This window comes from Gallaecimonas xiamenensis 3-C-1 (assembly GCF_000299915.1).
In the GTDB taxonomy this organism is placed as follows: Bacteria; Pseudomonadota; Gammaproteobacteria; order Enterobacterales; family Gallaecimonadaceae; genus Gallaecimonas; species Gallaecimonas xiamenensis.
The window spans coordinates 74,006-100,485 of the sequence record NZ_AMRI01000006.1 but is presented as its reverse complement, the minus strand read 5'-3'; the positions used below and the strand labels follow the sequence as shown (position 1 = coordinate 100,485).

Below are 26,480 nucleotides of genomic sequence, written 5' to 3'. Positions count from 1 at the left end.
AGCCAAGGCTGCGGTTTTTGCTATTGAAGCCTTAGGCCTTCTGGCTGGCTATCCAGGCGTGGATATGGTCGGCCAGCACCGTCAGGGGCACGGCACCCACGCCCAGCACCTGGTGGTGGAAGGCGCGGATGTCGAACTTGTCCCCCAGTTCGGCCTTGGCCTGGTCGCGCAGGCGCTCGATTTCCTGGCGGCCCAGCATGTAGCCCAGGGCCTGGCCGGGCATGGCCATGTAGCGTTCCACTTCGCTCTGGATGTCGGCGTCGCTCATGCTGGAGTTGGCGCGCATGTAGGCGATGGCCTGGTCATGGCTCCAGCCCTTGGCGTGCAGGCCGGTGTCCACCACCAGGCGCATGGCCCGCAGCAGGGCGTCGGCCAGGTGCCCGTAGTACTGGTTGGGATCCTTGAACAGGCCCATGTCGTTACCCAGGGTCTCGGCGTACAGGGCCCAGCCTTCCACATAGGCGTTGTAGCCGCTGAACTGGCGGTAACGGGACTGGGTGCTCTGCTCCAGCTGCAACGCTATCTGGAAGTGGTGGCCGGGGGCCGCTTCGTGCAGGGACAGGGTGGTAACACCGTACTTGGGTTGCACTTTCAGGTTGTAGATGTTGGCGTAGAAGATGCCGATGCGTGAGCCGTCCGGGGTGCCGGGCTGGTATTCGCCGGCGGCGGAGTTGGCGGCGCGGAAGGCCTCGGTGGCCCGCACTTCGTAGTCCTGCTTGGGCATCTGGTCGAACAGGGTCGGCAGCTTGGCGTCCACTTCGGTTTTGATGTCACGGAACGCCTGCAGGGCCTGCTGTGGGGTAGCGAAGTACTGGTCCGGGCTGGTCTGCATGTGCTGGAAGAGATCCTTGAGATCCCCTGGGACAGCCAGTTCCTTTTGCACCTTGCGCATCTCGCCGTGGATCTGCGCTACCAGGTCCAGGCCCAGCTGGTGGATCTGCTCGGCGCTCATGTCGGTGACGGTGGTCTGGCTGCGGATGGTCCAGTCGTACCAGGCCTTACCGTCCGGCAAGGCGCCGTAACCGGCGCTGTCGCGGCAGGCGGGCAGGTAGTCGGCCTGGATAAAGTCATGCATGGCCTGGTAGCTGGGGAGCACCTTCTGGGCGATGGCGTCCTGGTAGGCCTGGGTCAGGCGGGCCTTGTCGGCGTCGCTGAAACCGGCCGGCAGGGCCTTGATCGGGCCCCAGAACAGGCTGTCTTCTGGCTTGGCCACCACCAGGGCGGCCAGCTGCGGCAGCAGCCTTTCGGCCAGGACTTTGGGCAGCACCACACCCTTGGCCATACCCTCTTTCATGGCAGCGATATTGAGCTGGGCGTTCTGGGCGAAGCCGTCCATCTTGTTCAGGAAGGCGTCGTAGTCGGCCACTGTGGCAAAGGGCTGGGCCCCGCTACCGGAACCCAGCTGGGCAAAGGCGGCAAAGTCGTTGAAGAACTGGTTGACCGGCAGCAGCTGGTCGGGGAAGCGCTCACCGTCCTTGGCCAGCTGCAGGTCGAACTTGAGCATCTGGTAGGTAGTGTGCTGCTCTGGGGCCAGGGTGGCGGGGTCTATCTTGGCCAGGGCGTCCAGGTAGCGCTGGGTCAGGGCGTGCTGGGCGTCGTAATGGGCTTTGTCCTGCAGGCAGTATTGGTCATTGAAGCGGTAATCCCCAAGGTAGATGCCCATGCAGGGATTGAGCTTGAGGTTGTCTTCGAAATAGCTGTCTGCCAGGGCGGTGATGTCGGTTTGTTGTTGGCTTTGGGCGGCAGGGGCTTTGGCGGTGGCCTCGGGGGCAGCGGCTTGGCCGCAACCGGTCAGGGCCAGGGCAACAGCGGCGGCCAGGGCCGCGACACGTATAGACATGAAATTCCTCCAAAAAACCGGCTCCTTACCGGCAATAACAGTCACCCTACCTGAAAAGGAAGGCCGCTGAGAAGCAGCCGGGCCTGCCAGCTGCTATCTATGGTAGGTAAACCGTCAAAGAGGAAGACAACATGGCCTTGTCCCAGGCATTGCTCGATGAAATTGGACTGCTCAGCCGCTTTTCCCTGCAGTCGGTGCAGACCGGCCTCAAGATCCACCACGATGCGGCTCCGGCGCTGGTCGCTGCGGCCGAACGCCTTTACCAAAAGGGCCTGGTTAGCCAGCCCGATGGGGGCTATCTCACCGAACTGGGCCGGGAAACGGCCGAACATATCCAGCTGGCGCTGACCATACTCACCTCGGAACCGGCCCTGAGCTGAACCCACAAAAAAGCGGCCCTTGGGCGGCTTTTCGTTAGAACCAGGATTTGTCGCCGTCGATGTAATCGCGCTGGAATTCTTCGTTGGGCTTCACCAGGTAGATGATGAATTCCACGAAGGCGATAACGCCGATGATGAAGCTGGGGATGCCAAGGAGGATAAAACCGAGCAGGAACACCACCAGCATGATGACGCCGGCCGTGGTTTTACCCAGGTAGAACTTGTGGACGCCAAAGCCGCCCAAGAAGAACGCCAGCAGGGCCGCCACCAGACGGGTGTTGCTGATGTTGCCGATGTTGTTGGCGAAGGTAGCACCGCTGCTGAGCAGGAACACTTTGCCGACCTGGCCTTCCACTATGGAGAAGTCCACCTGTTGGCCTTGGCGGGGACTGTCGTTGTCCTGCCATTGGGTGTTGTTGAACTCGTAGTGCTGGCCGTCTTCGGCGGAGATGGTGCCGATGTTTTCCTGGACGGAGTAACGCAGAACTGTGCCTTTCATCGCTTTCCCTTGTTCTTCTAGGTTTTCATTCTTTGCCACCTTGGCAAGGAAATAGTGCTCTTAAACAAAGGCTTTGTCCAAATCTCCTTATTGACCCAGGCCAAGTTCTGTCCACCTTTTAGTTGCTAGTCTTTGATGACATGGCCAATCCTGGGCTTATACTGGGGGCGGTTTTTTGAGCAAGATGGCAGGGTCGCAGAGAGGTTGCCATGAGCGAGAAGATCCCCGTCAGGGATGTCACCATACAGCAGCCGGATCCGAATAAATCGGACCGCTTCAACCCCCGTAGCCGCATTTACGTGCGGGCCGTACAGGGGATTTACCAACGGCTGCGCCAGCGCATGGGCTTTGTGATGCTGACCCTGTTCCTGTTGTTGCCCTGGGTGCCCTACGGGGACCGCCAGGGCATCTTGCTGGACGTTGCCGAGCAGAAGTTTTATCTGTTCGGGGTAACGCTGCTGCCCCAGGATTTCACCCTGCTGGCCTACCTGTTCATGATCGGCGCCTTTGGCCTGTTCTTCGTCACCACTTTCCTGGGGCGGGTCTGGTGCGGCTACTGGTGCCCGCAAACGGTATGGACCTTCCTGTTTATCTGGTTCGAAGAAAAGCTTGAAGGCACCGCCAACCAGCGCAAAAAGCTGGACCAATCTCCCTGGAACTGGAACAAGGGGTGGCGCAAGACCGCCAAACACCTGTGCTGGTGGCTGGTGTCGCTGCTCACCGCCCTCTCTTTCATCGCCTATTTCGTGCCGGCCCGCAGCCTCTTTGCCGACTTCCTGACCCTGCAGCTGGGGGGGGGGACCCTGTTCTGGGTGCTGTTCTTTGCCCTTTGCACCTACGGCAATGCCGGTTGGATGCGGGAGATCATGTGCACCCATATCTGCCCCTATGCCCGCTTCCAGTCGGTGATGTTCGACAAGGACACCTTTATCGTCGGTTACGACAGCGCCCGGGGCGAAAAACGTGGGCCGCGCGGCCGTAAGCAGGATCCCAAGGCCTTGGGCCTGGGGGACTGTATCGACTGCCAGCTGTGCGTGCAGGTTTGCCCCACCGGCATCGATATCCGTAACGGCCTGCAATACGAGTGCATCAACTGTGGCGCCTGTATCGATGCCTGTGACGGCGTCATGGAAAAGATGGGTTACCCCCCCAGGCTGATTGCCTACACCACCGAGCACCAATTGGCGGGGGGCAAGACCAAGGTGGCCAGGCCCAAGCTGCTGGGCTATGGAGCCGTGCTACTGGTGATGCTGGGGCTCTTTGTGGCGAGCCTGGCCACCCGCAGCCTGGTGCAGCTGGACGTGGTGCGGGACCGCAACGCCCTGTACCGGGAGACCAACGAGGGTTTGGTAGAGAACACCTATACCCTCAAGGTCCTCAACAAGGACGTAGACGCCCACGACTTTGTTTTAACGGTCAAAGGCTTGCCACAAGGGGTACAATGGCAGGGCGAACAGCAGATCAAGGTCGCTCCCGGAGAGCTGGCCACCTTGCCTATCAGCCTGGTGGTGGACCCTTACGATCTGCAAAAGCCGGTAACCGACATCGTCTTCGAGGTGTCGCTGCCCGGCGACGACCATAACCAGGTGAGCCAAGACTCGCACTTTTTTGGACCCCGTTGATGTCCCGATTCAGCTTTGCCGATCTGGGGCCGGACCTGATCCTCGATGCCCTGGACGAGCTGGGCTTGGGGGTCAGTTCCGGCCTGTTGCCGCTTAATTCCTTCGAGAACCGGGTCTACCAGTTCCTGGACGACGACCGCTGCCGCTGGGTCGTGAAGTTCTACCGCCCCGAGCGTTGGAGCGACCAGCAGATCCAGGAAGAGCACGACTTTGCCGCCGAGCTGGCTGCCGCCGAAGTGCCAGTGGTGGCGCCGGTCAGCCTCAATGGCCAGACCCTGCACCACAGCCAGGGCTACCGGCTGGCCCTCTACCCCTCAGTGGGAGGCCGGGCCGTGGAAATTGCCGACCTGGACACCCTGGACACCCTGGGCCAATACCTGGGGCGCCTGCACCAGGTGGGGGCGGCCAAGCCCTTTAGCCACAGGGAAACCCTGGACCCGGAGCGACTGCTGGCCCAGGCCAGTACCGCCATCAGCCAGTCCAGCCAGGTGCCGGATTACCTGCAGCGGCCCCTGGCCGCCATCTTGTCCCCCCTGATCGACAAGGTGCTGGCCACCTTTGCCCGCCAGCCCTACCAAAAGCTGCGCCTGCACGGCGACTGCCATGCCGGCAACTTCCTTGAAGGCAGCCAGGGGCTGTTCGTGCTGGATCTGGACGACGCTCGCCAAGGGCCGGCCATGCAGGACCTGTGGATGCTGCTGTCAGGGCAACGCCACGAGCAGGAAAGCCAGTTGGCGGTACTGGTGGAAGCCTACGAGCAATTTCGCGACTTTGACGCCGCCGAACTGGCCTTGGTGGCCCCCTTGCAGGCATTGCGGCAAATTCAGCACCTGGGCTGGCTGGCCCAGCGCTGGGCCGATCCGGCTTTCCCCCTGGCCTTCCCCTGGTTTGGTGACGCCAAGCATTGGGAACAGCAGGTGCTCACCTTCAAAGAGAGCCTGGCGGCCCTGGACGAACCTCCCTTGCGTTTATTGACCGGCTACTGAAGCTGTGCCAGCTTAAGCACAACAACTTGAGGGTAAGCACATGAAAAACGGACTTTTTGCTTTGCTATTCTTCGCTGGCAGCCTGTTTGCCGCTGACTTCAAGGAAGGGCGCAACTACGAGGTGATCCCCGGGGCCCAGCTGTCGGCCCAGCCCGAACTGGTGGAGTTCTTTTCCTTCCTCTGCCCCCATTGCTTTGCCATGGAGGGGACCATCAAGGAAGTGGCTGCCACCCTGCCCGCCGGAGTGCGTTTCGACAAGGTGCATATCGAGCCGTTCGGTGGTGCCGAGGGCAAGCTGATGGCCAGGGCCTGGGCTGTCATGGACATCATGGGGGTAGCAGACCAGGTCAGCCCCCGTATCTTCGAAAGCCGCCATCGTCTCAAGGTGCGTTACCGGGACCTGCGGGATGTACGCGCCGCCTTCGTGGCATCTGGCATCAAGGGCGACGATTTCGACAAGGCCAGCCGTTCCTTTCAGGTGGAAAGTCGCCTGGCGCAGATGCGTACCAAGGTCGAACAGCTGCAACCCAAGGCCATTCCCGACCTGGTGGTGAACGGCAAGTACCGCATCAACAGGGCCTCGGTGCCGGAACCCAAGGCCCTGGCAGATCTGGTTCAGTACCTTCTTGAACAAAAGTAATGAAACTTTCAGCCCAGGCCGGGTTCCATAGCAACAAGGCCTTTGTGGTAGGCTAACCCAAATAATAAGTGTCAGAGGATCTCATGAAAAAACTGCTGTTGGGCCTGGTTGCCCTCTGCCTGGTACCCTTTGCCTTTGCCAAGGATTTTAAGGAAGGCGAGAACTACGAAGTGATCAAGATGGCGGCGCCGACGGCCCGCCCGGAAGTGACCGAGTATTTCTCCTTTCTGTGCCCCCACTGCTTTGCCTTCGAGCCCATGATCAAGGAGCTTAAGGAGCAACTGCCAGAGAACGTCAAATTCAGCCGTAACCACGTGGACTTCCTGGGCCGTGACCTGGGTGTGGAACTGTCCCGCTCCTATGCGGTGATGGAACTGCTGGGTGTGGAAGACAAGGTTGCTCCCAAGATGTTTTCCCTGATCCACGAACAGCACCTGCGCCTGTCCGGCCGTGACGATATCCGCAAGGTATTTGTGGCTGCTGGTGTTCCCGGTGAGGACTTCGACTCCGCTGTGGATACCTTCTCTGTGAACGGCCGCCTGGCCCAGATGGAACGCAATACCCAAAGTGCCGATATCAAAGGCGTGCCGACCATCATCGTCAACGGCAAGTACAAGCTGATCACCAGTTCGGTGTCCTCCAAGGAGGAACTGTTCCAACTGGTGGACTTCCTGGCAAGTAAGCAGGATTGATGACAAAGGGCCGCAAGGCCCTTTTTTTTGGGCCTGTGGCAGCCCGGCAGGGAAATTCAGGCAATAAAAAAGCCCGCATTAAGCGAGCTGTTTTATTTGCTGGTCGGTGCTGAGGGATTCGAACCCCCGACCCTCTGGTCCCAAACCAGATGCGCTACCAAACTGCGCTAAGCACCGTAAATAATGGGGTGGACGATGGGACTTGAACCCACGACAACCGGAATCACAATCCGGGGCTCTACCAACTGAGCTACGCCCACCATAAAATCTTGCTGCCATGTATCGGGATGGCGCGCCCGAGAGGATTCGAACCTCTGACCTCTGCCTCCGGAGGGCAGCGCTCTATCCAGCTGAGCTACGGGCGCCCGACCGGCGAGCGCATATAATACTGAGCCACCCCTGGGTCGTCTATGGTCAATTGCGAAAAAAGTGCCGAAAGACGACTGTTCGACTACTTTATGGCCAAGGGCCGGGCTCAGGGGCTAAATCAGGGCCTGAAGTCGAATACTTTTTGCCCATTCAGCCATATAGGCAGTAGATTAAAGAAAAAACCAGAACGGACGGGGAGATGAGAGTGAGCAAACTGAGCAACGCCGTTGTCCTGCTGTTGGGTCTGGTCAGCTGCACTGTGCTGGCCAGCGATGAAGAAGAGCGCCAGGCCATTGCCGAGCGCATCAAGCCGGTTGGGTCCGTCTACCTGGAAGGGGAAAACACCGCCGCCCAGCCTCAGCAACCCTCGGGTCCCCGCGACGGCCAGCAGGTTTATCAGGGGGCTTGCTTTGCCTGCCATGGCACCGGCGCCATGGGCGCGCCCAAGGCCCACACCGCCGAGTGGGACGAGCGGGTTGCACAGGGCATGGATACTCTGCTGACCCACGCCCTCAACGGTTTCAAAGCCATGCCGGCCAAAGGCACCTGCATGGATTGCTCCGATGACGAGATCAAGGCCGCCATCGAGTTTATGATCAATAAGTGATCAACATTGTTACAAGAAGCCACCTTGAGGTGGCTTTTTTGTAAATTCAGTTTGAGATTTGCCTAATTTTTATGCTAAAAAAGACCGCTGCCTCATTCGGCCTTATGAACCTGAGCCCTCATGGAAGACACCAAGCCAGTCGTGGGCGCCAAAGCTGTTTTGTTGGATGCCTTGTTCGAAATATCGGAGCTTTCCAGTGAGGCTCGCGATCTTGCATCCTTTTTTCCTGCCGTGCACCGCATCATCGGTAGCCTGTTGCCGGCGGAAAACTTCTACGTAGCCCTCTACCACGATCTGGACGACACCATTGAGTTGGTTTACCTGGTCGACTTGGCCGACCCCAATCTCAATCCCGCCGAAGTCAGTTCCCATGACCTGCACCGTGGCCTGACCGGTTACCTGCTGCGCAGTGGCGACGCCTTGTTGCTGTCCGAAGATGGGTTCCAGGCCTTGGCGGACGAAGGGGAAATTGCCAACCTGGGCCCCAACGCCGTGGACTGGCTGGGCATACCCCTCAAGCACGACCACAAGATCATCGGTGCCATGGTGGTGCAGAGTTACGACCCCGGCACCCGCTACAGCGAAGACGACAAGGCCCTGCTCACCTTTGCCGCCCGCCAGGTGGTCAACACCTTGGAGCGGATCCGCCACCGTGAGCTGCTGGAACAGCAGATCCAGGAAAGGACCCAGGCCCTGCAGGCCAGCAACCAACTGCTGCGCAAGGAAGTGCAAGAGCGCAAACGCGCCGAGACCTTCCAGTCGGTGATGCTGCACCTGTCGGAGCTAGCCAACAGCGACGGTGAGCCCCAGCATTTCTTCAGCCAGGTGCACCAGCAGGTGTCGCGGCTGATCGATGCCCGCAACTTCTATATCGCCCTGCTGGACCAACGGCAGATGCTGACCTTTCCCTACTACGTGGACCAGCAGCAGGAAAGGGCCAAGGACAGGCGCCCCGGAAAAGGGTTGACCGAGTACCTGATGCGCAGCGGCAAGCCGGTACTGGTTACCAAGAAAATCCGCGATTCCCTGGTGGCCGAGGGCCTGTTGGACCCATCCGGCACCCACGCCGTGCATTGGCTGGGCGGCCCGCTGGTGGTAGACGGCCAGGTGGTCGGCGCCCTGGTGGTGCAAAGCTATGACAGCAACCAGCGCTACCGCCGGGAAGATGTGGAGCTGATCCAGTTCGTATCCCGCTCCGTGGCCGACGCCTTGGGCCGGCGGCGCCACCGGGAGATGCTGGAAGAAGCCAAGCGCCAGTTGGAACACAAGGTGGCCGAGCGCACCCAGGCCCTGGAAGAACTCAACAAGGCCCTGCGCCGCCAGATGCAGGAAAAGGAGGCCCTGGCCGAACGCCACCGCTTCGACGCCCTGCATGACGCTCTGACCGGCCTGGCCAACCGCGCCTTTTTTACCAGCCAACTGGACCGGGTGCTCAAATCCCTGACCCGCTACCCTAACCGCCGCTATGTGGTGGCCTTTATCGACCTGGACAGGTTCAAGCTGATCAATGACTCCATGGGCCATCTGGCCGGGGACCAGCTGCTCAAGCAAGTCTCCCAGCGTCTCAAGTCCTGCATCCGGGAGACCGACATGGTGGCGCGCCTGGGGGGCGACGAGTTCGTGATCCTGTTCGACTGCATGCAGCAGAACGAAGACGTGGACGTGGCCACCCAACGGATCGTCAAGGCCATGCACCAGCCTTTCGAGATCCAGGACCAACAGGTGTTCTCCGGCTGCTCGGTGGGGGTGGCCCACCTGACCCGCCGATACCGGGACGCGTCAGAGGTGCTGCGGGACGCCGATACCGCCATGTACCAGGCCAAGAGCCAGGGGCGGGGCCAGGTGGTGTGTTTTGACGACACCATGCGTGAAAGCCTGGTCAGCCGCTTCAGCCTGCAAAACGCCCTGCGCCAGGCGGTGGAGGCGCGGCAGATCTTCCCGGCCTTCCAACCCATCTTCAGCCTGCCAGGCAAGCGCCTCTATGGTTTTGAGCTGCTGGCCCGCTGGCCCCGCAACGGCGGTGGCGAACTGACCCCTGAGCTGTTTTTGGATGCGGCGGAAGAGACCGGCATCATAGTGGACATCGACACTCAGATGGTCAGCCATGCCTGCCGGCAACTGGGGGTATGGAGCCACCAGCTTAACGAGCAGCCGCTGTTCGTGTCGGTGAACCTGTCGGTGCGCAGCCTGCAGCATCCGGCCTTTATCAGGCACCTTATCCATGAGATCCGCCACCATGAGGTGGACCCGTCCCAGCTGATGCTGGAGATCCGCGAAAGCGCCCTGACCCACCCGTCCCCTTTGCTGGACGAGGTGCTTCATGAGCTTTGCGACTTGGGGGTTGGCCTGGTGCTGGACCACTTCGGGGCGGGCTCCGCCACCCTGGGGGTGCTGATGCAGTACAACTTCCGGGCCCTGAAGATGAGCCCGCACTTCCTCAAACAGGTCACCGAGCACAACAAGGGGCAGGCGCTATTGCAGTCCCTGACGGCGGTGTCCCGGCACCTGCATATCCCGGTGGTGGCCCACGGTATCGAAACCCAGGCCCAGTTCGAGGCGGTCAGGCACCTGGGCTTTGCCTTCGGCCAGGGAGAATTCCTGTGCCAGCCCCTGGCCCCTTCCCAGGCCGAGCTGATGCTCTGCGCCTAAACCCTCAATCCTTGTTCAGCAGTGAGCGCAGCCCGGCAATACCGGCCTTGCCCTTGGCTTGCCGTTCCTCGGGGCTGGGTGGCGCCTGGCGGTGCTCCCAGACCAGGTCGTCCTGGGGCAGCTCGTCCAGGAAACGGGATGGCTGGGGCCGCATCGTTTCGCCGAACTGGCGCCGCTCGCGGCACAGCATAAAGGTCAGTTCCCGCTGGGCGCGGGTGATGCCCACGTAAGCCAGGCGCCGCTCTTCTTCGATGTTGTCCTCGTCTATGCTGCTCTGGTGGGGCAGCAGCCCTTCTTCCATGCCGATGAGGTAGACGTAGGGAAATTCCAGACCCTTGGAGGCATGGAGTGTCATCAGCTGCACCTGGTCCGCCTCTCCTTCCTCGCTCTGGCGCTCCATCATGTCCCGAAGGGTCAGGCGGGTCACCACTTCCTGCAAGGTCATGGGCTCGTCCAGGTCGTCGCCCTTGAGCATGCCGCTTATCCAGCCGAACAGGGTGGAGACGTTCTTCATGGCCATTTCGGCAGCCTTGGCCGAGGGGGCTGTCTCGAACAACCAGTTCTCATAGTGGCTGCCGCGAATCAGCTCCCGTACCGCATCCACCGGCTCACCGCGCTTGGCTTCTTCCTGCAGGTCGGTCAGCCAGCGGGTGAATTCCCGCACCGCTTCCAGGCCCCGGCCGCTAAGGTGCTGTTCCAGTCCCAGATCGAAACTGGCGGCAAAGAGGCTGACCTTGCGAAGGCCGGCATAGTGGCCCAGTTTTTCCAGGGTCACCGGGCCAATTTCCCGCCGTGGCACGTTGATGATGCGCAGCAGCGCCGTGTCGTCGTCCGGGTTCACCAGCAGGCGCAGGTAAGCCATGATGTCTTTGACCTCGGCCCTTGAGAAAAAGCTGGTACCACCGGAGATGCGGTAGGGGATGCGGTTTTGCATCAACGCTTTTTCCAGCAGCCTGGACTGGTGGTTGCCCCGGTAGAGGACGGCATAGTCCTTATAGTGGGTCTTGTTCAAAAACTTGTGGGAGAGGATCTCCGCCACCACCCGTTCCGCTTCGTGCTCTTCGTTGTTGGCCATCATCACTTTGAGCCGCTCGCCCTGGCCCAGTTCCGAGAACAGTTCCTTCTCATAGACGTGGGGGTTGTTGGCGATAAGGATGTTGGCGCTGCGCAAAATGGTGGCGGTGGAGCGGTAGTTTTGCTCCAGCTTGACCAGTTTCAGGCCGGGAAAATCGTCTTTAAGGCGCACCAGGTTTTCCGGGCGGGCGCCGCGCCAGGAATAGATGGACTGGTCGTCGTCCCCCACCACGGTAAAGCGGGCCCGCTCTCCTACCAGCAGTTTGACCAACTCGTACTGGCTGGTGTTGGTATCCTGGTATTCGTCCACCAACAGGTAGCGGATGCGGTCCTGCCAGCGCTCCCGCACCTCGGCCTTGCTGGCCAGCAGCAGGGTGGGCAACAGGATGAGATCGTCAAAATCCAGGGCATTGATGGCCCGCAGGTACTGGCTGTAGCGGTCATAGAGTTCGGCAAAGGCGGCGTCCCTGCCATCCCGGGCTTGGGCCTTGGCCTGGTCCGGCAGCACCAGGTCGTTCTTCCACTGGCCGATACGGCCGATCACCAGGTTCAGCAGGTCCTTGTCGTCGGCCAGGGCATCGTCGCCCACATCCTTGAGGGCCTTTTTCATGTCCGCCTCGTCAAAGAGGGTGAAGCCGGCCCGCAGCCCCAGGTGGTGGCCGTCCTTCTTCAAGATATTGAGGCCCAGGGTGTGGAAGGTAGACACCGTCAGGCCACGGGCTTCGGCCTTGCCCAGGGTCTGGGCCACCCGCTCTTTCATCTCTCTGGCGGCTTTGTTGGTAAAGGTGACGGCGGCAATGTGTTTGGCCTGCCAGCCGCATTCCTGCACCAGGTAGGCGATTTTATTGGTGATCACCCGGGTCTTGCCCGAACCGGCGCCAGCCAGCACCAGCAGGGGGCCGGAGATGTATTTGACGGCGTCGTTTTGCGCGGGATTGAGCTTCATGGATGACCAGGATAATTGGAGCAGGCCGATCATTGTACCTCAGGGGTTGGGCCTGGGTGCTAGCCTTGTCCATTGGCGATGGCTAAAATGGGTGAACGTTCATTCACCAATTGCCCCCATGACAGCTTCAGACAAGCAGGGTGACAAAGAGCACCGCATCCTCGAGGCCACCGAAAATCTGCTGGCCCTCTACGGCTTCCATGGCCTGTCCATGCAGCTGGTGGCCAAGGAGGCTGGGGTGGCGGCTGGCACCATCTACCGCTATTTCGAGTCCAAGACGGCGCTGATCCTGGCGGTACACCGCAAGATAGTGGAAGAGGTGTCGCAGGCCCTGTTCGACGGCTACGACCCCAAGGCCAGCCTGCACCAGCGGTTCAACTTCCTGTGGGACAGGTCCTGGCTGCTCTTTATCGAAACCCCCCAGCTGCTGCGCTGCAAGTTCCAGTTCGACCATTTGCCCGCCGAGCACGATCTGCAGCGGATGCGGGAGCTGGAGGCCCATCACTTCGCCCCCATGTCCGACTTCTGGGAACAAGGGATAGAGGAGGGTGTCTTCAAGGACCTGCCCCATGAGCTGCTCAGCAGCCTGACCTTCGAGGTTTGTTTCGGGCTGGCCTACAAGCAGCTGACCTTGATCCTGACCCTGACCCAGTCGCAGATGCAGGCCACCAAAGACGCCTGTTGGCAGGCGATCTGCGTTGCGCCGTCAAGAAGTGGTCACCTGGACTGATTTACACTTTAAGATGTCGCACAATAGGACGACTTTGGAGGACCCATGATCAACGCACAAAAGCTGGAAGAACTGGCCAAACAGATCACCGACGCCCTGCCGGCCGGGGTGAAATCCTTTGGTGGCGAGGTTGAAAACCGCGTCAAGCAGGTGCTGCAGGCCCAACTGATGAAGCTGGATCTGGTCAGCCGTGACGAATTCGACGTGCAAAGCCGGGTGCTGCTCAAGACCCGCGAGAAACTGGATGCCCTGGAAGCCAGGGTGGAAGCATTGGAAAAAGGCGAAGGCGACGCCTGAGCGCGGCGCCAAGGGGTGTGATTGGGTATGAGGTGGCGTCGTTGGCACCTGTGGTTGGGGTGGTTCACCGGTACCCAGATGCTGGTATGGACCCTGACCGGGCTCTACATGGTGGTCATGGATCTCAACTTTATCCACGGCAAGCCGCTGGTGGATGCCCACCCCTATCCGTTGGCCTGGCGTCCTGACTATGTGGCGCCGGCCGACCTTAAACTGCCACCCTCGGCCCGCCAGTTGACCCTGACTACCCGCCTTGGCCACCCGGTGTACGAGGTGCTGGCCGACAGCGGCCCCAGCCTGCTGGACGCCACCAACGGCCTGCCTTTTTTGTTGGGGCCGGAAGACATGGGGTCCCTGGCCAAGGGCTATTACCAAGGTGACGGCCAACTGGTGGAACTGCGGCAAATCCGCGACCAGGCCCCAAGGGAGCTGGGCAACAGGGCCCTGCCGGTATGGCAGGCCCGGTTCGACGACAGCTATGACACCACCCTCTACCTTTCCGACCAGACCGGCACCCTGTTGACCCAGCGTCACCGCTATTGGCGCTGGTTTGATGTCGCCTGGATGCTGCACATCATGGATTACCAAGAGCGGGAGCGCATCGACTTGCCCTGGCTGCGGCTGTTCAGCCTGGCCGGCCTGCTGCTGGCCGCCAGCGGTTGCCTGCTCTGGTTGCGCACCCATTTTAAGAGCAGCGCGGAATGAACCGCTGGCATCGCCTGTTGGCGCTGGTGGTGGGGGCCCAGCTCAGTCTGTGGCTGTTGACCGGTCTTGGCCTGGGCCTGCTGCCTACCCCGCCTCAACCCAAACCCCGTGCTCCGGAAACCCTGGCGGTTGCCAAGCTGGTGCTGCCCGAACCCCAGAGCCGGGTCGGTTCTGTGGGTGCCATCACCCTGCTGGGCAAGACCCGCATCATGGTGGACGGCGAGGTGCTGACGCCCCTGACCCAGGGTGAAGCCCTGTGGCTGCTCAACGACTATTTTCCCGGCCAGACCCCTGGTCCCCTGGAGCGTCAAGACCACGGCTGGCAGACCAGCCTGCCCGGCGGCTTCCTGGTCACCCTGGGGGACGACGGCAAGGTCCGGGAACTGGTCCATTGGCTGCAACCCTGGTTGCTGCGGCTGCATTTCATGCATTGGTGGGGCAGCGGCAAGGACTTTAACCAGCCCCTGGTGCAAATCGCCGCCCTGCTGGCCAACGCCCTGGTGCTGAGTGGCTTTTGGATGGCCGGCCAGCGGCTGCGCCAGCGCCGCCGCAAGGGCAGTATCCGCCTGGACGGCTTTGCCCTGCCGGAACTGGCACCCGGCCCCGGTACCCTGGCCCAGCGTTTGGAGCAGGCAGGCATGCCCATCACCGGGCCTTGTGACGGCGGTGGCCGCTGCGGCGACTGTGTGGTCCGGGTGGACCAGTCCCCGGTGTCACAGGCGGAACGGCGATTGTTGACCGACCAGGCCCTGGAGCAGGGCCTGCGCCTGGCCTGCCAACAGTCCCATTGCAGCCAGTTGACGGCGGTCAGCGAGGAACTGCGGTTGCAAAGCCGCCGCCGTGGCCGCCGCCTTCCTGCCCAGCCCTGACTATTATCTAGACAGGAATCTTGCTGGCAGGGAGCCGCCATGGCGCTTGCAACCCTTTACTGCCGGGCCCAGTTGGGGATGGACGCCCCCCTGGTAACGGTGGAGGTGGATATAGGCAACGGCCTGCCGGCCTTTGCCCTGGTGGGCCTGCCCGAGGCCTCGGTCCGTGAAGCCAGGGAAAGGGTCAGGGCCGCCATCCTTAACGCCGGCTTCGAATTCCCGGCCCGCCGCATCACCGTGAACCTGGCCCCGGCCGAGCTGCCCAAGGAAGGGGGGCGTTTCGATTTGGCCATCGCCCTTGGCATTCTGCAGGCCTCCCAGCAGTTGCCCCAGGGGGACAACAACAGCCTGGAGTTTTACGGGGAGCTGGCCCTGTCCGGCGAGCTCAGGCCCTGCCAAGGGCTGTTGCCGGCCCTGTTGGCCTGCCAGCAGGCTGGCCGCAGCGCCTTTTATCCCGACGCCAACCAGGGCGAAGCCCAACTGCTGCCGGCCCTCAAAGCCCATGGCGCCCCGTCCCTGCTGGCGGTCTGCGCCCACTTGGCCGGCCAACAGGCCCTGCCCATAGCCCCTTCTTGCCAGGTAGACGCTGCCCCTATACCGCCGCCCCTGTCCTTAAACGACGTGGTGGGCCAGGCCCAGGCCAAGCGGGCGCTGATGGTGGCAGCCGCCGGTGGCCATCACCTGCTCTTTATCGGCCCTCCCGGCACCGGCAAGAGCATGCTGGCCCGGCGCCTGCCGGGGCTGCTGCCGCCCCTGGAAGAAGCCCAGGCCCAGGAAAGCGCCGCCATCCATTCCCTGGCAGGTAAACCCCGGGATAACGGCAGCTGGCGCCAGCCCCCCTGGCGTACCCCTCACCATACTGCCTCGGCGGTGGCTTTGGTGGGGGGCGGTTCCGTGCCCAGGCCCGGCGAGATCTCCCTGGCCCACAGCGGCGTGCTTTTTCTCGACGAGCTGGCCGAGTACGACCGCAAGGTATTGGACAGCCTGCGCGAGCCCATGGAAACCGGCGAAGTCAGTATCAGCAGGGCGGCCCAGCAGGCCCGTTTCCCGGCCCGCTTTCGGCTGGTGGCGGCCGCCAACCCCTGCCCTTGCGGCCATTTCGGCAACCCGCGCCGCCCCTGCCGTTGCAGCCCGGAGCAGATCCGCCGCTATCTGGGGCGGCTGTCCGGCCCTTTCTTGGACCGCATCGACCTGCAGGTAGAGGTAGCCATGTTGCCGCCGGGCAGTTTCAGCGGCCAGCAGCAGAGCGGCCCCGACATGGCCGAACTCTGTCGCCGGGTGGCGGCCTGCCAGGCGCGGCAGCGGGCCCGCCAGGGCTGCCTCAATGCCGATCTGGAAGGAGAAGCCCTGCGCCTGGCCTGCCAGTTGGCGCCTGAGTTGGCCCAGTGGTTTGACAGCACCTTGCAGGCCCTGGGCTTGTCGGCCCGGGTCCATCACAAACTGCTGAAGGTGGCCAGGACCCTGGCCGACTGGCAACAGGTCGAGGGCATCAGCCAACAACACCTGGCGGAGGCCATGCAGTACCGGGCCATGGACCGATTGTTGGGGGCGCTGCCCTGACCTGGTCAGTGCAGCTTTCCCCGGCTTTCTGGTAGGCTTGGCCCATCCAAGGACGGAGACCAGAGGACGACCATGAGCAAAGCACTGAGAGACAAGTACGAAGAGGTGGACCTGACCCCAGGCCAGGGTAAAGGCAGCGCCACCCTGTCGATCTTCCTGGGCACCCTGTCGCTGATGGGCGCCCTATGTTTTTTGATGCCCGATCTGTTCACCACCCCCGAATTTCGCGGCTTCTATAATGCTGCCTGGCTCAAGGCCCTATTGCAGTTATCCATCGCCCTTGGCTTTGGCTTCGGCCTCTACTCGATGATGCGCCACCAGTCGGCGGGCTATGGCCTGACCGGCATGGCCCTGGCGGTGGCGGCGGCCCTGGTGGGCTCCGGCCATATCGAGGCCCCCGACATCGACAGCCGTAACCTCTATGTAGGCCTGGACTACTTCGTGCTGACCCTGGTGATCCTGGCCCTGGTGTTTATCCCCCTGGAGCGGGCCTTCCCCAAGGACCCGGCCCAGAGCATCCTGCGCAAAGGCTGGATAACCGACCTCAAGTACTTCATGTTCAGCCACATGGGCGTGCAGCTCATCAGCTTTTTCACCGTGATACCGGTGCAGGTCTATCTCCACGAAGTCAGCACCTGGGAGTTGCAGCTGTGGGTGGCGTCCCAGCCCATATGGCTGCAGTTTATCGAGATCCTGCTGGTGGTGGACCTGGGTACCTATTGGATCCACAGGGCCATGCATGAGATCCCGGCCCTTTGGAAGATCCACGCCATCCACCATTCCACCGAGCAGATGAACTGGCTGGCCTCTTCACGGCTGCATCTCTTCGAGATCCTGGTGAACCGCCTGGCCGGTTACCTGCCGATCTTCGTGCTGGGCTTTGCCCCCTCGGCGGTGTACGCCTACCTGGTGTTCATCTCCTTCCACGCCATCTTCATCCACGCCAATGTGCGCTTTCGCTTCCCCGGGCTGCGCTGGCTGTTGGCCACCCCCGAGTTCCACCATTGGCACCACTCCTCGGAAGACATGGCCATCGACAAGAACTACGCCGGTTTCCTGCCCATCTATGACGTGCTGTTTGGCACAGTGCTGATGCCAAAGACCCTGGCCAGCCGCTACGGCACAGTGTCCGACCACATCCCGGACGGCATCGTCGGCCAGTTCCTCTACCCCTTTAAGAGTTGGTTCAAGAAGTAAAAAAGCCGCCCTCTGGGCGGCTTTTTCATTAGTGGGGATTGAACTGGGCCAGCACCTGGCTTTGCACCGAGCCCTGTACCTCGAACACCTGCATCAGGTAGCGCAGGAAGTTTTCGTCGTCGCACATGGTCTTGCCGGGGCTGTCGGAGATCTTGGCCACCGGCTGGCCGTTGAGGCGGGTCAGCTTCATGACGATATTCATGGGTTCGTTGACCCCGAAATCCCCCATCAGCCAGGTGCCGATACCAAAGGCGGTGTTGATGCGGCCGCGAAAGTGGCTGTAGATCTGCACCGCCCGTTCGAAGTTGAGGCCGTCCGAGAACACCAGGCGCTTGGCCAGGGGGTCCACGTCCAGCTGTTCCAGGCGGGCAATGATCTTCTCGCCCCAGGCGATGGGGTCGCCGCTGTCATGGCGAAAGCCGTCGTAGAGCTTGGCAAGGTAACGGTCCAGATCCCGGCAGAAGGCGTCCACACCTATGACGTCGGTCAGGGCCACCCCCAGGTCGCCCCGGTATTCCTTGACCCAGTTCTCCAGGGCCATCTTCTGGCTGTCCACCAAGCGGTAATTGAGGGCCTGGTGACTTTGCAACCACTCGTGGGCCATGGTGCCCTGGCAGCGCAGCCCCAGCTCCCGGGCCAGGTGCGGGTTGGAGGTGCCTGCAAAATGCTGGGGCAAGGCGGCTTTGATCTGTTCCAGCACCAGTTTCTGTGCGCCGAAGCTGAAGCGGCGGCGGGTGCCGAAGTCGGTAAAGAGAAAGTCGCTCAAATCCACCTTGTCACCGAAGGCTTCCAGCTGGCGAATTTTGCCCTGGGTGCTTTTGTGGATCACCTCGGCGGTGACTTCCGGGTAGCGGTGGCGGTTGCGCACCTCGGAGATGGCCGCCAGCACCGGTATTTCCAGGGGCGATACGTGCAGCAGCGGGCCGTTGGCTTCGATCACCAGCTGGCCGTCCTGGGTGCTGACTTTCAGGAAGTTGGGGTTGAAGCGGAACAGCCGCAGGAATTCCAGGTAGTCGGGCTTCAAGAAGGGGTAGTGCTGGCGCAGGTGGGCCAGCTGGTCTTCGGTGGCATAGAGCTGGGCCAGGGCCTCGAACTCGTCCCGCAAGGGCGCCACATAGGGGCTGAGATCTTCGTCGCTGCGGCAGCGGAAGGTCCAGCGGGCCTGGGTGTTGGGTTGCTGATGCAGGTAGGCCTGCTGCATGGTGAGTTTGTAGAAATCGGTGTCCAGCAGGCTTTGCACGGCGGTTCGTCCAAACATCTCAAGCATCCTTTTGCAGTTGCAATGCCAGCTCCCCGGCATTGTCGACCAGGCGGATCCCGGCCTCGACCATGGCCCGGCAGGCCTCGATGGCGCCGTCATCACTGATGGCGCGGCAGGCTGCCAGGTTGAGGTACACCTTGAAACCGGCCTTGGCCAGTTGCAAGGCTGTGGTTTTAACACAGAAATCCAGGGCCAGTCCCCCCACCAACACAGTGTTCACCTGACGGTACCGCAGCCATTCGATAACGCCGGTGGAGATCCGCTCCTTGAGGTCGTGGTAGCAGGCGCCGTAGGGGTGCATGTGGTTTTCCACCCCTTTGTAGACCAGGAAGTCGTAGTGTTCGGGGGCCGGCAGGCCGGGGATAAGCTCAAAGCCTTCGCTACCGGCTTCGGCGTGGCGCACCCAGGTAAGGTCGGAGTCCGGGTGATCCAGGGGCTGGAGCATCTGGTCGTGGCGGGCCACCACCCATTTGGCGTTGGGGTTGTGGGCGTCCTTGGAGGCGATGCGCAGGTCGGCCAGGGCCGCCTGGGCGTTGAGTTCGTCGGCGATCTCGTCGCCCCCCGGTACCGGCAGCTCCCCCGGGCAAAGGGGGGTGAAGGTGCGCTGGGCGTCGACATCGAATGAGGCAATCATGGGCGCCTCCCAAACTGGACTGGTCTTGGCACTATACCAAATGAAAAAGCGCGCCGAAGCGCGCTTTTTTGGGGCTGGCCGGGATTAACCCAGGGCCTTTTTCATAAAGTTGGGCAGGGCCATGGCGCCTTGGTGGATACCGCTGTTGTAGTACAGGGTCTCAAAGCTTTGGGCATCGGCCGCGTCGCGGCGGAAGTCTCCGAAGCTGTCGCCCTTGCGGGCCAGGGTGCAGCTCCACCAGCCGGAGGGGTACAGGGGCTGGGGGAAAGGCAGGGTCTGGAAGGCGTCAAAGCCGGCCTTGGCCATCTCGGAGCGCATTTCCTGGATCAGCTTGATGTGCAGCAGCGGGCTTTCGGACTGCTGTACCAGGATGCCGCCGGGGCGCAGGGCGCGCAGGCACTCTTGGTAGAAGGCGCAGTTAAAGAGGCCTTCGGCCGGGCCTACCGGGTCGGTGGAGTCGACGATGATGATGTCCACGGAAGCGCTATCGCGGTCTTTCATCCACTGGATACCGTCGATGAACTTGAGCTGGGCGCGGGGGTCGTCGTTGGACTCGCACAGTTCCGGGAAGTAGATCTCGGACAGGCGGGTGACGTTTTCGTCGATGTCGATCTGCACTGCCTGCTCAACGCCGGGGTGCTTGAGCACTTCGCGCAGGGTACCGCAGTCGCCACCGCCGATGATCACCACCACTTTCGGGTCGCTGTGGGTGTACAGGGCCGGGTGGCTCATCATTTCGTGGTAGAGGAAATTGTCGCGGCTGGACACCATGGTGCAACCGTCGATCACCATCAGTTTGCCCCAATCCGTGGTGTCGTACATGGCAGTGGTCTGCCACTGGGATTGGCGGGTTTCCAGGTGGTCGGTGATCCGCAGGGAAAAGGCGCTGCCGTCACGGTCGCTGACCTCGGTGAACCACTGCTTGGCGTCCAGTTGTGACATGTTTTCTGTCTCCATCGACGAGGGCGAAAAAAAGAGCGCGCATTGTGCCTCTGAGGCTAGGCGGGCACAATGAATTTTGCGCACATTTTAGCTGCATGTGAACGGGGGGAACATTACAATACGCCCCCTAAAATTCCCTGCGGCCATAGGAGCTGCTACTGATGCCAAACTGGACTCTGGACAAAGCCCGCAATCTCTACGGTGTCGCCCATTGGAGCGACGGTTATTTCGACATCGACAACCAGGGTGAACTGGTTGCCTTCCCCGATCGAAACCGTAACAGAGCCGGTGTCCGATTATCCGATTTGGTACAGGATCTCAAAGACCAGGGCCTGTCCCTGCCGGTGCTGGTGCGTTTCAACGACATCCTCACCGACCGGGTCAAACGCCTGACCAGCGCCTTTGCCAAGGCGGTGGACAACTTTGAGTACAGCGGCAACTACCATGCCGTCTACCCCATCAAGGTCAACCAGCAAAAATCGGTAGTCGAAGGCCTGCTGGCCGCCAGCCCCCATGTGGGCCTGGAAGCCGGTTCCAAGCCGGAGCTGATGGCGATCCTGGGCGTGGCCACCAGGCCCATCACCATGGTCTGCAACGGCTACAAGGACTCCGAGTTCCTGCGCCTGGCCCTGATTGGCCGCCGCCTGGGCCACAAGGTCTATGTGGTGGTGGAAAAGCTGTCCGAGCTGAAAAAGCTGCTCAATGAGAGCAAGGACATGGGCATAGACCCCCTGGTAGGGGTGCGGGTGCGCCTGAACTCCGTGGGCAAGGGCCGCTGGCAGAACTCCGGTGGCGAGAAAGGCAAATTCGGCCTGGCCGCCCACCAGGTACTGGAAGCGGTAGACATGCTGCGCGCCGCCGGCAAGCTCGACTGCCTGAAACTGGTGCACTTCCACATCGGCTCCCAGATCGCCAACATCCAGGACTTCCAGGGTGCCCTTAAAGAGTGCGCCCGCTACTACGCCGAGCTGCGCGAACTGGGTGTGCCCCTGGACGTGGTGGACGTGGGTGGCGGCCTGGGCGTGGACTACGAAGGCTCCCGCTCTCGTGGCAACTGCTCCATGAACTACACAGTGGACGAGTACGCCGCCAAGGTGATTTACGCCCTCAAGGAGATCTGCAGCGCCCGTGACCTGCCCGAGCCGGACGTGATCACCGAATCCGGCCGCGCCATGACCGCCCACCATGCGGTACTGGTGACCAACGTCATCGACGTGGAGCGCGCCCCCGGCGAGCGCCAGTTCGACGAACCGGCCGAAGACGCCCCCGCCGTGCTGCGTGACCTGTGGCGTACCCTGGACCTGATCCACGACGAGCCGCCCCTGGAAAACTACCACGACGCCGTCTATTTCCTGTCCGAAGCCCACAGCATGTACACCCATGGCCTGCTGAAAATCGGCGAATGGGCCCTGGCCGAGCAGATGTACTTTGCCATCTGCCGTGGGGTGCGCGACCAGCTCAATCCCCGCAGCCGCGCCCACCGCCCGGTGCTGGACGAACTCAACGAGAAGCTGGCCGACAAGCTGTTCTGCAACTTCTCGTTGTTCCAGAGCACCCCGGACGTATGGGGCATCGACCAGCTGTTCCCGATCATGCCGGTCAGCCGCCTGGGGGAAGCCCCCAGCGCCCGCGCCATCATCCAGGACATCACCTGCGACTCCGACGGCCAGATCCGCGAATACGTGGACGCCGAAGGCATTGAGTCCAGCCTGCCTCTGACCGGCTACCAGCCCGGGGACGAGTACCATATCGGCTTCTTCATGGTGGGTGCCTACCAGGAGATCCTCGGTGACCTGCACAACCTGTTCGGCGACACCGACTCGGTGCACGTGCAGCTGACCGCAGACGGCTACCGCTTCGACGCCGCCCACAAGGGCGACACAGTGGCGGACGTGCTCCGTTACGTGAACTTCGATCCCAAGGGCCTGATCCAGGGGTACCGCCGCCAGTTGGCCGCCGCCAACCTGACCGACAGCGAGCGCCAGCAGTTCAGCGCCGAGCTCGAAGCCGGTATCCACGGCTACACCTATCTGGAGGATTGATGCTGGCTTTCCTGCCGAGTTTTCTCAAAGGTCCGCTGGCGGTGTTGGGCTACCTGCTCAACACCCTGTTCTGGTTTCCCCTGGCCCTGGGGCTGGGGGTGATCAAGCTGCTGCTGCCCCTCAAGGCGGTACGCAGCCTCTGTAACTGGATACTGGACCGGGTCGCCACCCTTTGGATCAGCATCAACAACCTCAACAGCCGGCTGTTTTCCCACACCCGCTGGGTGGTGGAAGGGCTGGAGGGGCTCAAGAAGAAGGATTGGTACCTGGTGGTGGCCAATCACCAGTCCTGGGTGGACATCCTGGTGCTGCAACGGATCTTCAACGGCCGCATCCCCTTCATCAAATTCTTCCTGAAAAAGGAACTGCTGTACGTGCCCTTCCTGGGCCTGTGCTGGTGGGCCCTGGACTTTCCCTTTATGCGCCGCCACACCAAGGCGCAGATCGCCAAGGACCCGTCCCTGGCCCAGAAGGACATCGATACCACCCGCAAGGCCTGCGAAAAATTCCGCGACATGCCGGTAACGGTAATGAACTTCGTAGAAGGAACGCGCTTTACCCTGGGTAAGCACCTCAAGCAGGCCAGCCCCTACGCCCACCTGCTCAAGCCCAAGGCCGGCGGTGTCGGCTTTGTGCTCAGTGCCATGGGCGACAAGCTGCACAAGTTGCTGGACGTCACCATCTGCTACGGCAAGGAGATCCCTAGCTTCTGGGATTTCATCAGTGGCCGGGTTAAAGAGATCAAGGTTAAGATCCGCGTATTACCAATTGACGACAAAATACTCGGTGATTATGTTGGTGACGCCGAGTACAAGGCCCGTTTCCAGGAATGGGTGAATCAGATGTGGGCACAGAAGGATGCTGAGCTAGCCCGCATGAAAGCGAAATAACAGGGACCCCATGCTGAGTTTTCTGCCCGGAATCATACTGGCGCCGCTGCTGCTGGCGCTGCTTTGTATCAACGTCTCCTTCTGGGGCGGCATGGTGATGCTGCTGTCCTTGCCCAAGCTGCTGCTGCCGATCCCGGTCTGGCGCCGTTTCATGACCAACGTCATGGAGCTGTGTATCAGGGCTTGGAGCCTGTTGAACCTGGCCATACTGCGCCTTGGCAACAAGATCGAATGGCAGGTCCGTGGCCTGGACGGCCTGGATAAGCGCGGCTGGTACCTGATGATGGCCAACCACCTGTCCTGGCTGGACATAGTGGTGCTGTACGGCATAGCCGGCGGTAAGCTGCCGTTGCCCCGTTTCTTCCTCAAGCATGAACTGATCTATGTGCCCTTCCTGGGCCTGGGCTGTTGGGCCATGGACATGCCCTTTATGCGCCGTTATTCCACGGCCTACCTGAAGAAACACCCCCATAAGAAAGGCAAGGACATCGAGTCCACCGCCAAGGCCTGCGCCAAGCTCAAGCACCACCCGTCCACCATGATCAACTTCGTGGAAGGCACCCGCTTTACCGCCGACAAGCGCGTCAAACGCAACAGCCCCTTTCGGCACCTGTTGCCCCCCAAGGCCGCCGGTATCGCCTTTACCCTGTCGGCCATGGGTAAACAGTTCGACAAGGTGCTGGACGTGACCCTGGCCTACCCCGGCGCCGAAGGCCGTATCGGTCGCACCGTGCTGACCGGCGGCATGACCCGCATCGTGGTGGACATCGAGGCCTTGGAGGTCACCGACGAGGTGATCGGCGACTACTTCAACGACGTGGACTTCAAGCGCCGTTTCCAAGGCTGGCTCAACCAGCGCTGGCAACATAAGGACGACAAGCTGGCCCAGCTGGTGGAGCGGCCGGCAGCGGCGTTGGACCTGTCCGAACAGGGTTCATAGGAAAAGGCGGCCTCGGCCGCCTTTTTTCATAGCTGTTCCATGGCTGTCAGGTCCAGCTTGCCGGCATAGGCCACCAGGTCGGCTTCTTCGCAACCGTCGCACTCTATCTGCACCATGACGCTGCCTTGGACCAGGGTCAGGTTCATGTCGTCCTGGGTTTGCAGCATGGTATTGGCGCCATTGATCTTCTTGAGTTTATAGCCGGCCATGGCAGCCATCTGAGGACTGGCCAACATGCCGGCCAGGGCTTGCATCAAGGGAGAGTCCTTGAGGATACGCAGGGTCAGGCTGATGTCGTCCCCCTTGTAGTAAAGCCTTTCGCTGTGCACGCCGCCCCCCAGCAGCGACATGCTGGCATTGTCGTGCTCGGGTTCGTCGGCGGTCCAGCCGGCCAGGGGGGGTGGGAACAGCTTGGACAGCTGCTCGCCCTGTTGCTGTTGGATCAGGGTGGCGGCATAAGCCAACTGGCTGGCGGCCTGTGACAGCTTGCCTTGCTGATAGGCGGCCTGGCCCGCTGCTATGGCCTCTTCGATGTCACCGGCCTGGCTTGCCCAGGGAGCCAGAGCCAGGCACAGGGCGAGGGTGGTCCTTTTCATAAAAACTCCTGTCAGTCCTTTGGTGTTGGTCGCCATCCAGTCTAGTCCCGGACCGTGCCTTTGTAGATAGCCCGTTCGGGCCACTATAATGGCGCCACTTGCCCTCAAGGGGACCTTAGATGCAACACTTTGAATTTCCTAAAATCGAATTGACCACCGGTGCCCAGGACAGCGACTTGCTGATCTGCCTGGACCCGGCCCGGGCCCCGGCCGGCCTGGCCGCCCTCAAGGCCCTGGCCCCCAAGGCCGGCGCCTGGCTGCTGGCCGAGCCCAGCCCCACCCTGGTGGTGGACCCCAAAGCCGTGACCAGCACCTTCGAGCGCCACAGCCAGGTGCGCAAATGGCTGGCGGTGTTGGGTGACGCCGCCCCGGCCAGCGTCCATATCCAGGGTGACGATGCCCCCTGGGTCGAAGCCCTGGTGGCGGCCCTGCTGGCCCGCCAGGTGCAGCTGCCCAGCTTCAAGGCCGACCAGGCCAAGGGCCAGGAGCTGGCCCGCATCAGCACTGAACTGGAGCTGGACGGCCAGCGCCTGCTGGCCGAAGCCAAGGGCAACGGCCTGGCCCGTTGGCTGAGCGCCCTGCCGGCCTCCGAACTCACCCCCGCCAAGTACCGCACCGTGCTGGAGCAACTGGCCAGGGACAACGGCTGGCAGCTGGAAATGTACGACCAGACCCGTCTGGACGGCATGGGCGCCGGCGCCTTCCTGGCCGTGTCCAAAGGCTCGGACAACGACGAAGCGGCCATAGTGCGGCTGCGCTACCGGCCCCAGGGCGCCAGGGCCAAGGTGGCCCTGGTGGGCAAGGGCCTGTGTTTTGATACCGGCGGCTACAACCTCAAGACCAGCCATATGTTCGGCATGCAAGGCGACATGGGCGGCAGCGCCGTGGCCCTTGGCACCCTCTGGGCCCTGTCCGAGCTGGGCAGCGATCTGGAAGTGGACTGCTGGCTGGCCCTGGCCGAAAACCACATTGGCCCCAAGGCCTACAAGCCCAACGATCTGGTGCGGGCCCTGAACGGCACCACCATCGAGGTGGTGGACACCGACGCCGAAGGGCGCATGGTGCTGGCCGACACCCTGACCCTGGCGTCCCGGGAAAACCCGGCCCTGGTGCTGGACTACGCTACCCTGACCGGTGCCTGCATCAGGGCCATAGGCACGGCCCAGAGCGGCGTGTTCAGCAACAGGGATGACTGGCGTGAAGCGCTGATCGACGCCGGCCGCCAGAGCGGCGAGCGGGTCTGGCCCTTCCCCCTGGATAGCGACTACGACGACAACATCGAGTCGGACGTGGCGGACATCAAGCAGTGCCACCCCGGCACCAGTTGCGACCATATCGACGCGGCCCGCTTCCTGTCTCGCTTCGTTGAGCCCGGGGTGAACTGGGTCCATGTGGATCTCAGCGCCGCCGAGCACAAGGGCGGCCTGGGCCTGGTGGCCACAGAGGTGACCGGCTTCGGGGTCCGTTTCAGCCTGCAGGCGCTGCTAAACGGCGAGCTGCTGAACTAAAAAAG

At 61.9% G+C, this 26,480-nt stretch carries 24 protein-coding genes and 3 tRNA genes; 17 read left to right on the top strand and 10 right to left on the bottom strand.

What is annotated here, in order from left to right; all coding sequences use genetic code 11:
* Nucleotides 1–31 precede the first annotated feature (31 nt).
* Nucleotides 32–1,840, bottom strand: a complete 1,809-nt coding sequence (locus tag B3C1_RS05765) for a DUF885 domain-containing protein (protein WP_008483522.1) — start codon at nt 1,838–1,840, stop codon at nt 32–34.
* Between the two features lie 131 nt (nt 1,841–1,971).
* Here B3C1_RS05765 and B3C1_RS05760 point away from each other — a divergent pair, with 131 nt between their 5' ends.
* The gene (locus B3C1_RS05760; protein WP_008483521.1) at nt 1,972–2,220 is read left to right on the top strand and encodes a TIGR02647 family protein; all 249 of its coding nucleotides are present in this window, start codon (nt 1,972–1,974) and stop codon (nt 2,218–2,220) included.
* A gap of 34 nt (nt 2,221–2,254) precedes the next feature.
* On the opposite strand, the gene B3C1_RS05755 is transcribed toward B3C1_RS05760, so the two are convergent.
* Nucleotides 2,255–2,719 carry a TM2 domain-containing protein gene (locus B3C1_RS05755; RefSeq protein WP_008483520.1) on the bottom strand — a complete coding sequence of 155 codons (465 nt, stop codon included), beginning with the start codon at nt 2,717–2,719 and terminating at the stop codon, nt 2,255–2,257.
* A gap of 209 nt (nt 2,720–2,928) precedes the next feature.
* On the opposite strand from B3C1_RS05755, the gene ccoG reads away from it, so the two are divergent.
* The 4 genes from ccoG (at nt 2,929) to B3C1_RS05735 (ending at nt 6,659) form a co-directional block, all read left to right on the top strand.
* Nucleotides 2,929–4,341 carry a cytochrome c oxidase accessory protein CcoG gene (gene ccoG / locus B3C1_RS05750; protein WP_008483518.1) on the top strand — a complete coding sequence of 471 codons (1,413 nt, stop codon included), beginning with the start codon at nt 2,929–2,931 and terminating at the stop codon, nt 4,339–4,341.
* A complete protein-coding gene (locus B3C1_RS05745; protein WP_008483517.1) occupies nt 4,341–5,327 on the top strand; it encodes a serine/threonine protein kinase in 987 nt (328 codons plus the stop codon). Before ccoG ends, B3C1_RS05745 begins: the two co-directional genes overlap by 1 nt.
* 40 nt (nt 5,328–5,367) lie before the next feature.
* Nucleotides 5,368–5,967: a thiol:disulfide interchange protein DsbA/DsbL gene (locus B3C1_RS05740; RefSeq protein ID WP_008483516.1), complete on the top strand. Its 600-nt coding sequence runs from the start codon at nt 5,368–5,370 to the stop codon at nt 5,965–5,967.
* An 83-nt stretch (nt 5,968–6,050) separates the two neighbouring features.
* Entirely contained in the window at nt 6,051–6,659 is a 609-nt protein-coding gene (locus B3C1_RS05735) for a thiol:disulfide interchange protein DsbA/DsbL (protein ID WP_008483515.1), read from the top strand.
* Between the two features lie 100 nt (nt 6,660–6,759).
* Here the strand turns inward: B3C1_RS05735 and B3C1_RS05730 are convergent.
* The 3 genes from B3C1_RS05730 to B3C1_RS05720 form a co-directional block, all read right to left on the bottom strand.
* A tRNA-Pro gene (locus tag B3C1_RS05730) sits at nt 6,760–6,836 on the bottom strand.
* A 7-nt stretch (nt 6,837–6,843) separates the two neighbouring features.
* A tRNA-His gene (locus B3C1_RS05725) sits at nt 6,844–6,919 on the bottom strand.
* 28 nt (nt 6,920–6,947) lie between these two features.
* Nucleotides 6,948–7,024 (bottom strand) — tRNA-Arg (locus tag B3C1_RS05720).
* 203 nt (nt 7,025–7,227) lie between these two features.
* Between B3C1_RS05720 and B3C1_RS05715 the strand changes: the two genes are divergently transcribed.
* Together B3C1_RS05715 and B3C1_RS05710 are read left to right on the top strand one after the other, a co-directional pair.
* Nucleotides 7,228–7,635, top strand: a complete 408-nt coding sequence (locus tag B3C1_RS05715; protein WP_008483513.1) for a c-type cytochrome — start codon at nt 7,228–7,230, stop codon at nt 7,633–7,635.
* Nucleotides 7,636–7,755: 120 nt separating this feature from the next.
* Nucleotides 7,756–10,284 carry an EAL domain-containing protein gene (locus B3C1_RS05710; protein ID WP_008483512.1) on the top strand — a complete coding sequence of 843 codons (2,529 nt, stop codon included), beginning with the start codon at nt 7,756–7,758 and terminating at the stop codon, nt 10,282–10,284.
* Between the two features lie 4 nt (nt 10,285–10,288).
* Here the strand turns inward: B3C1_RS05710 and rep are convergent, their stop codons facing one another.
* A complete protein-coding gene (gene rep / locus B3C1_RS05705) occupies nt 10,289–12,304 on the bottom strand; it encodes a DNA helicase Rep (RefSeq protein ID WP_008483511.1) in 2,016 nt (671 codons plus the stop codon).
* 118 nt (nt 12,305–12,422) lie between these two features.
* On the opposite strand from rep, the gene B3C1_RS05700 reads away from it, so the two are divergent.
* The 6 genes from B3C1_RS05700 (at nt 12,423) to B3C1_RS05675 (ending at nt 17,662) form a co-directional block, all read left to right on the top strand.
* On the top strand, nt 12,423–13,034 hold the full coding sequence (locus B3C1_RS05700; protein WP_008483510.1) for a TetR/AcrR family transcriptional regulator: 612 nt from the start codon (nt 12,423–12,425) through the stop codon (nt 13,032–13,034).
* A gap of 45 nt (nt 13,035–13,079) precedes the next feature.
* Nucleotides 13,080–13,331: a ubiquinone biosynthesis accessory factor UbiK gene (gene ubiK, locus B3C1_RS05695; RefSeq protein ID WP_008483509.1), complete on the top strand. Its 252-nt coding sequence runs from the start codon at nt 13,080–13,082 to the stop codon at nt 13,329–13,331.
* A 27-nt stretch (nt 13,332–13,358) separates the two neighbouring features.
* Nucleotides 13,359–14,036: a PepSY domain-containing protein gene (locus tag B3C1_RS05690; protein ID WP_008483505.1), complete on the top strand. Its 678-nt coding sequence runs from the start codon at nt 13,359–13,361 to the stop codon at nt 14,034–14,036.
* Nucleotides 14,033–14,905 (top strand): 2Fe-2S iron-sulfur cluster-binding protein, encoded by an 873-nt coding sequence (locus B3C1_RS05685; protein ID WP_008483504.1) that lies wholly within the window; start codon nt 14,033–14,035, stop codon nt 14,903–14,905. The genes B3C1_RS05690 and B3C1_RS05685 overlap by 4 nt, the downstream gene beginning before the upstream one ends.
* Nucleotides 14,906–14,944: 39 nt before the next feature.
* Nucleotides 14,945–16,465, top strand: coding sequence for a YifB family Mg chelatase-like AAA ATPase (locus tag B3C1_RS05680; protein ID WP_008483503.1), 1,521 nt, complete (start codon nt 14,945–14,947; stop codon nt 16,463–16,465).
* Between the two features lie 72 nt (nt 16,466–16,537).
* Nucleotides 16,538–17,662 (top strand): sterol desaturase family protein, encoded by a 1,125-nt coding sequence (locus B3C1_RS05675; RefSeq protein ID WP_008483502.1) that lies wholly within the window; start codon nt 16,538–16,540, stop codon nt 17,660–17,662.
* A 28-nt stretch (nt 17,663–17,690) separates the two neighbouring features.
* On the opposite strand, the gene pncB is transcribed toward B3C1_RS05675, so the two are convergent.
* The 3 genes from pncB to speE all read right to left on the bottom strand — a co-directional run bounded on the left by pncB (nt 17,691) and on the right by speE (nt 20,499).
* On the bottom strand, nt 17,691–18,920 hold the full coding sequence (gene pncB / locus B3C1_RS05670; RefSeq protein WP_008483501.1) for a nicotinate phosphoribosyltransferase: 1,230 nt from the start codon (nt 18,918–18,920) through the stop codon (nt 17,691–17,693).
* Between the two features lies 1 nt (nt 18,921).
* Entirely contained in the window at nt 18,922–19,557 is a 636-nt protein-coding gene (locus tag B3C1_RS05665; RefSeq protein ID WP_008483500.1) for a nicotinamidase, read from the bottom strand.
* A gap of 84 nt (nt 19,558–19,641) precedes the next feature.
* Nucleotides 19,642–20,499, bottom strand: coding sequence for a polyamine aminopropyltransferase (speE, locus tag B3C1_RS05660; RefSeq protein WP_008483499.1), 858 nt, complete (start codon nt 20,497–20,499; stop codon nt 19,642–19,644).
* 161 nt (nt 20,500–20,660) lie between these two features.
* On the opposite strand from speE, the gene speA reads away from it, so the two are divergent.
* The 3 genes from speA to B3C1_RS05645 are packed head-to-tail and all read left to right on the top strand — an operon-like array spanning nt 20,661 to nt 24,371.
* On the top strand, nt 20,661–22,541 hold the full coding sequence (speA, locus tag B3C1_RS05655; RefSeq protein WP_008483497.1) for a biosynthetic arginine decarboxylase: 1,881 nt from the start codon (nt 20,661–20,663) through the stop codon (nt 22,539–22,541).
* Complete coding sequence (locus B3C1_RS05650; RefSeq protein WP_008483496.1) at nt 22,541–23,431, top strand: acyltransferase; 891 nt, start codon at nt 22,541–22,543, stop codon at nt 23,429–23,431. The genes speA and B3C1_RS05650 overlap by 1 nt, the downstream gene beginning before the upstream one ends.
* A 10-nt stretch (nt 23,432–23,441) precedes the next feature.
* Entirely contained in the window at nt 23,442–24,371 is a 930-nt protein-coding gene (locus B3C1_RS05645) for an acyltransferase (protein ID WP_008483495.1), read from the top strand.
* Between the two features lie 26 nt (nt 24,372–24,397).
* Here B3C1_RS05645 and B3C1_RS05640 read toward each other — a convergent pair whose 3' ends face one another.
* On the bottom strand, nt 24,398–24,967 hold the full coding sequence (locus B3C1_RS05640) for a hypothetical protein (RefSeq protein ID WP_008483494.1): 570 nt from the start codon (nt 24,965–24,967) through the stop codon (nt 24,398–24,400).
* 119 nt (nt 24,968–25,086) lie between these two features.
* Here B3C1_RS05640 and B3C1_RS05635 point away from each other — a divergent pair, with 119 nt between their 5' ends.
* Nucleotides 25,087–26,475: a M17 family metallopeptidase gene (locus B3C1_RS05635; RefSeq protein WP_008483493.1), complete on the top strand. Its 1,389-nt coding sequence runs from the start codon at nt 25,087–25,089 to the stop codon at nt 26,473–26,475.
* The last annotated feature ends 5 nt before the right edge of the window (nt 26,476–26,480 follow it).

Excerpts from the sequence above, each read along its gene's own strand:
- B3C1_RS05690 (WP_008483505.1), top strand. The coding sequence starts at position 13,359 with ATGAGGTGGCGTCGTTGGCACCTGTGGTTGGGGTGGTTCACCGGTACC.
- B3C1_RS05665 (WP_008483500.1), bottom strand. The coding sequence starts at position 19,557 with ATGATTGCCTCATTCGATGTCGACGCCCAGCGCACCTTCACCCCCCTT.
- B3C1_RS05755 (WP_008483520.1), bottom strand. The coding sequence starts at position 2,719 with ATGAAAGGCACAGTTCTGCGTTACTCCGTCCAGGAAAACATCGGCACC.
- B3C1_RS05685 (WP_008483504.1), top strand. The coding sequence starts at position 14,033 with ATGAACCGCTGGCATCGCCTGTTGGCGCTGGTGGTGGGGGCCCAGCTC.
- B3C1_RS05650 (WP_008483496.1), top strand. The coding sequence starts at position 22,541 with ATGCTGGCTTTCCTGCCGAGTTTTCTCAAAGGTCCGCTGGCGGTGTTG.
- speE (WP_008483499.1), bottom strand. The coding sequence starts at position 20,499 with ATGTCACAACTGGACGCCAAGCAGTGGTTCACCGAGGTCAGCGACCGT.
- B3C1_RS05635 (WP_008483493.1), top strand. The coding sequence starts at position 25,087 with ATGCAACACTTTGAATTTCCTAAAATCGAATTGACCACCGGTGCCCAG.
- B3C1_RS05645 (WP_008483495.1), top strand. The coding sequence starts at position 23,442 with ATGCTGAGTTTTCTGCCCGGAATCATACTGGCGCCGCTGCTGCTGGCG.
- B3C1_RS05700 (WP_008483510.1), top strand. The coding sequence starts at position 12,423 with ATGACAGCTTCAGACAAGCAGGGTGACAAAGAGCACCGCATCCTCGAG.
- B3C1_RS05640 (WP_008483494.1), bottom strand. The coding sequence starts at position 24,967 with ATGAAAAGGACCACCCTCGCCCTGTGCCTGGCTCTGGCTCCCTGGGCA.
- B3C1_RS05745 (WP_008483517.1), top strand. The coding sequence starts at position 4,341 with ATGTCCCGATTCAGCTTTGCCGATCTGGGGCCGGACCTGATCCTCGAT.
- speA (WP_008483497.1), top strand. The coding sequence starts at position 20,661 with ATGCCAAACTGGACTCTGGACAAAGCCCGCAATCTCTACGGTGTCGCC.
- B3C1_RS05715 (WP_008483513.1), top strand. The coding sequence starts at position 7,228 with ATGAGAGTGAGCAAACTGAGCAACGCCGTTGTCCTGCTGTTGGGTCTG.
- ccoG (WP_008483518.1), top strand. The coding sequence starts at position 2,929 with ATGAGCGAGAAGATCCCCGTCAGGGATGTCACCATACAGCAGCCGGAT.
- pncB (WP_008483501.1), bottom strand. The coding sequence starts at position 18,920 with ATGTTTGGACGAACCGCCGTGCAAAGCCTGCTGGACACCGATTTCTAC.
- B3C1_RS05760 (WP_008483521.1), top strand. The coding sequence starts at position 1,972 with ATGGCCTTGTCCCAGGCATTGCTCGATGAAATTGGACTGCTCAGCCGC.
- ubiK (WP_008483509.1), top strand. The coding sequence starts at position 13,080 with ATGATCAACGCACAAAAGCTGGAAGAACTGGCCAAACAGATCACCGAC.
- B3C1_RS05735 (WP_008483515.1), top strand. The coding sequence starts at position 6,051 with ATGAAAAAACTGCTGTTGGGCCTGGTTGCCCTCTGCCTGGTACCCTTT.
- B3C1_RS05710 (WP_008483512.1), top strand. The coding sequence starts at position 7,756 with ATGGAAGACACCAAGCCAGTCGTGGGCGCCAAAGCTGTTTTGTTGGAT.
- B3C1_RS05740 (WP_008483516.1), top strand. The coding sequence starts at position 5,368 with ATGAAAAACGGACTTTTTGCTTTGCTATTCTTCGCTGGCAGCCTGTTT.
- B3C1_RS05675 (WP_008483502.1), top strand. The coding sequence starts at position 16,538 with ATGAGCAAAGCACTGAGAGACAAGTACGAAGAGGTGGACCTGACCCCA.
- B3C1_RS05680 (WP_008483503.1), top strand. The coding sequence starts at position 14,945 with ATGGCGCTTGCAACCCTTTACTGCCGGGCCCAGTTGGGGATGGACGCC.
- B3C1_RS05765 (WP_008483522.1), bottom strand. The coding sequence starts at position 1,840 with ATGTCTATACGTGTCGCGGCCCTGGCCGCCGCTGTTGCCCTGGCCCTG.
- rep (WP_008483511.1), bottom strand. The coding sequence starts at position 12,304 with ATGAAGCTCAATCCCGCGCAAAACGACGCCGTCAAATACATCTCCGGC.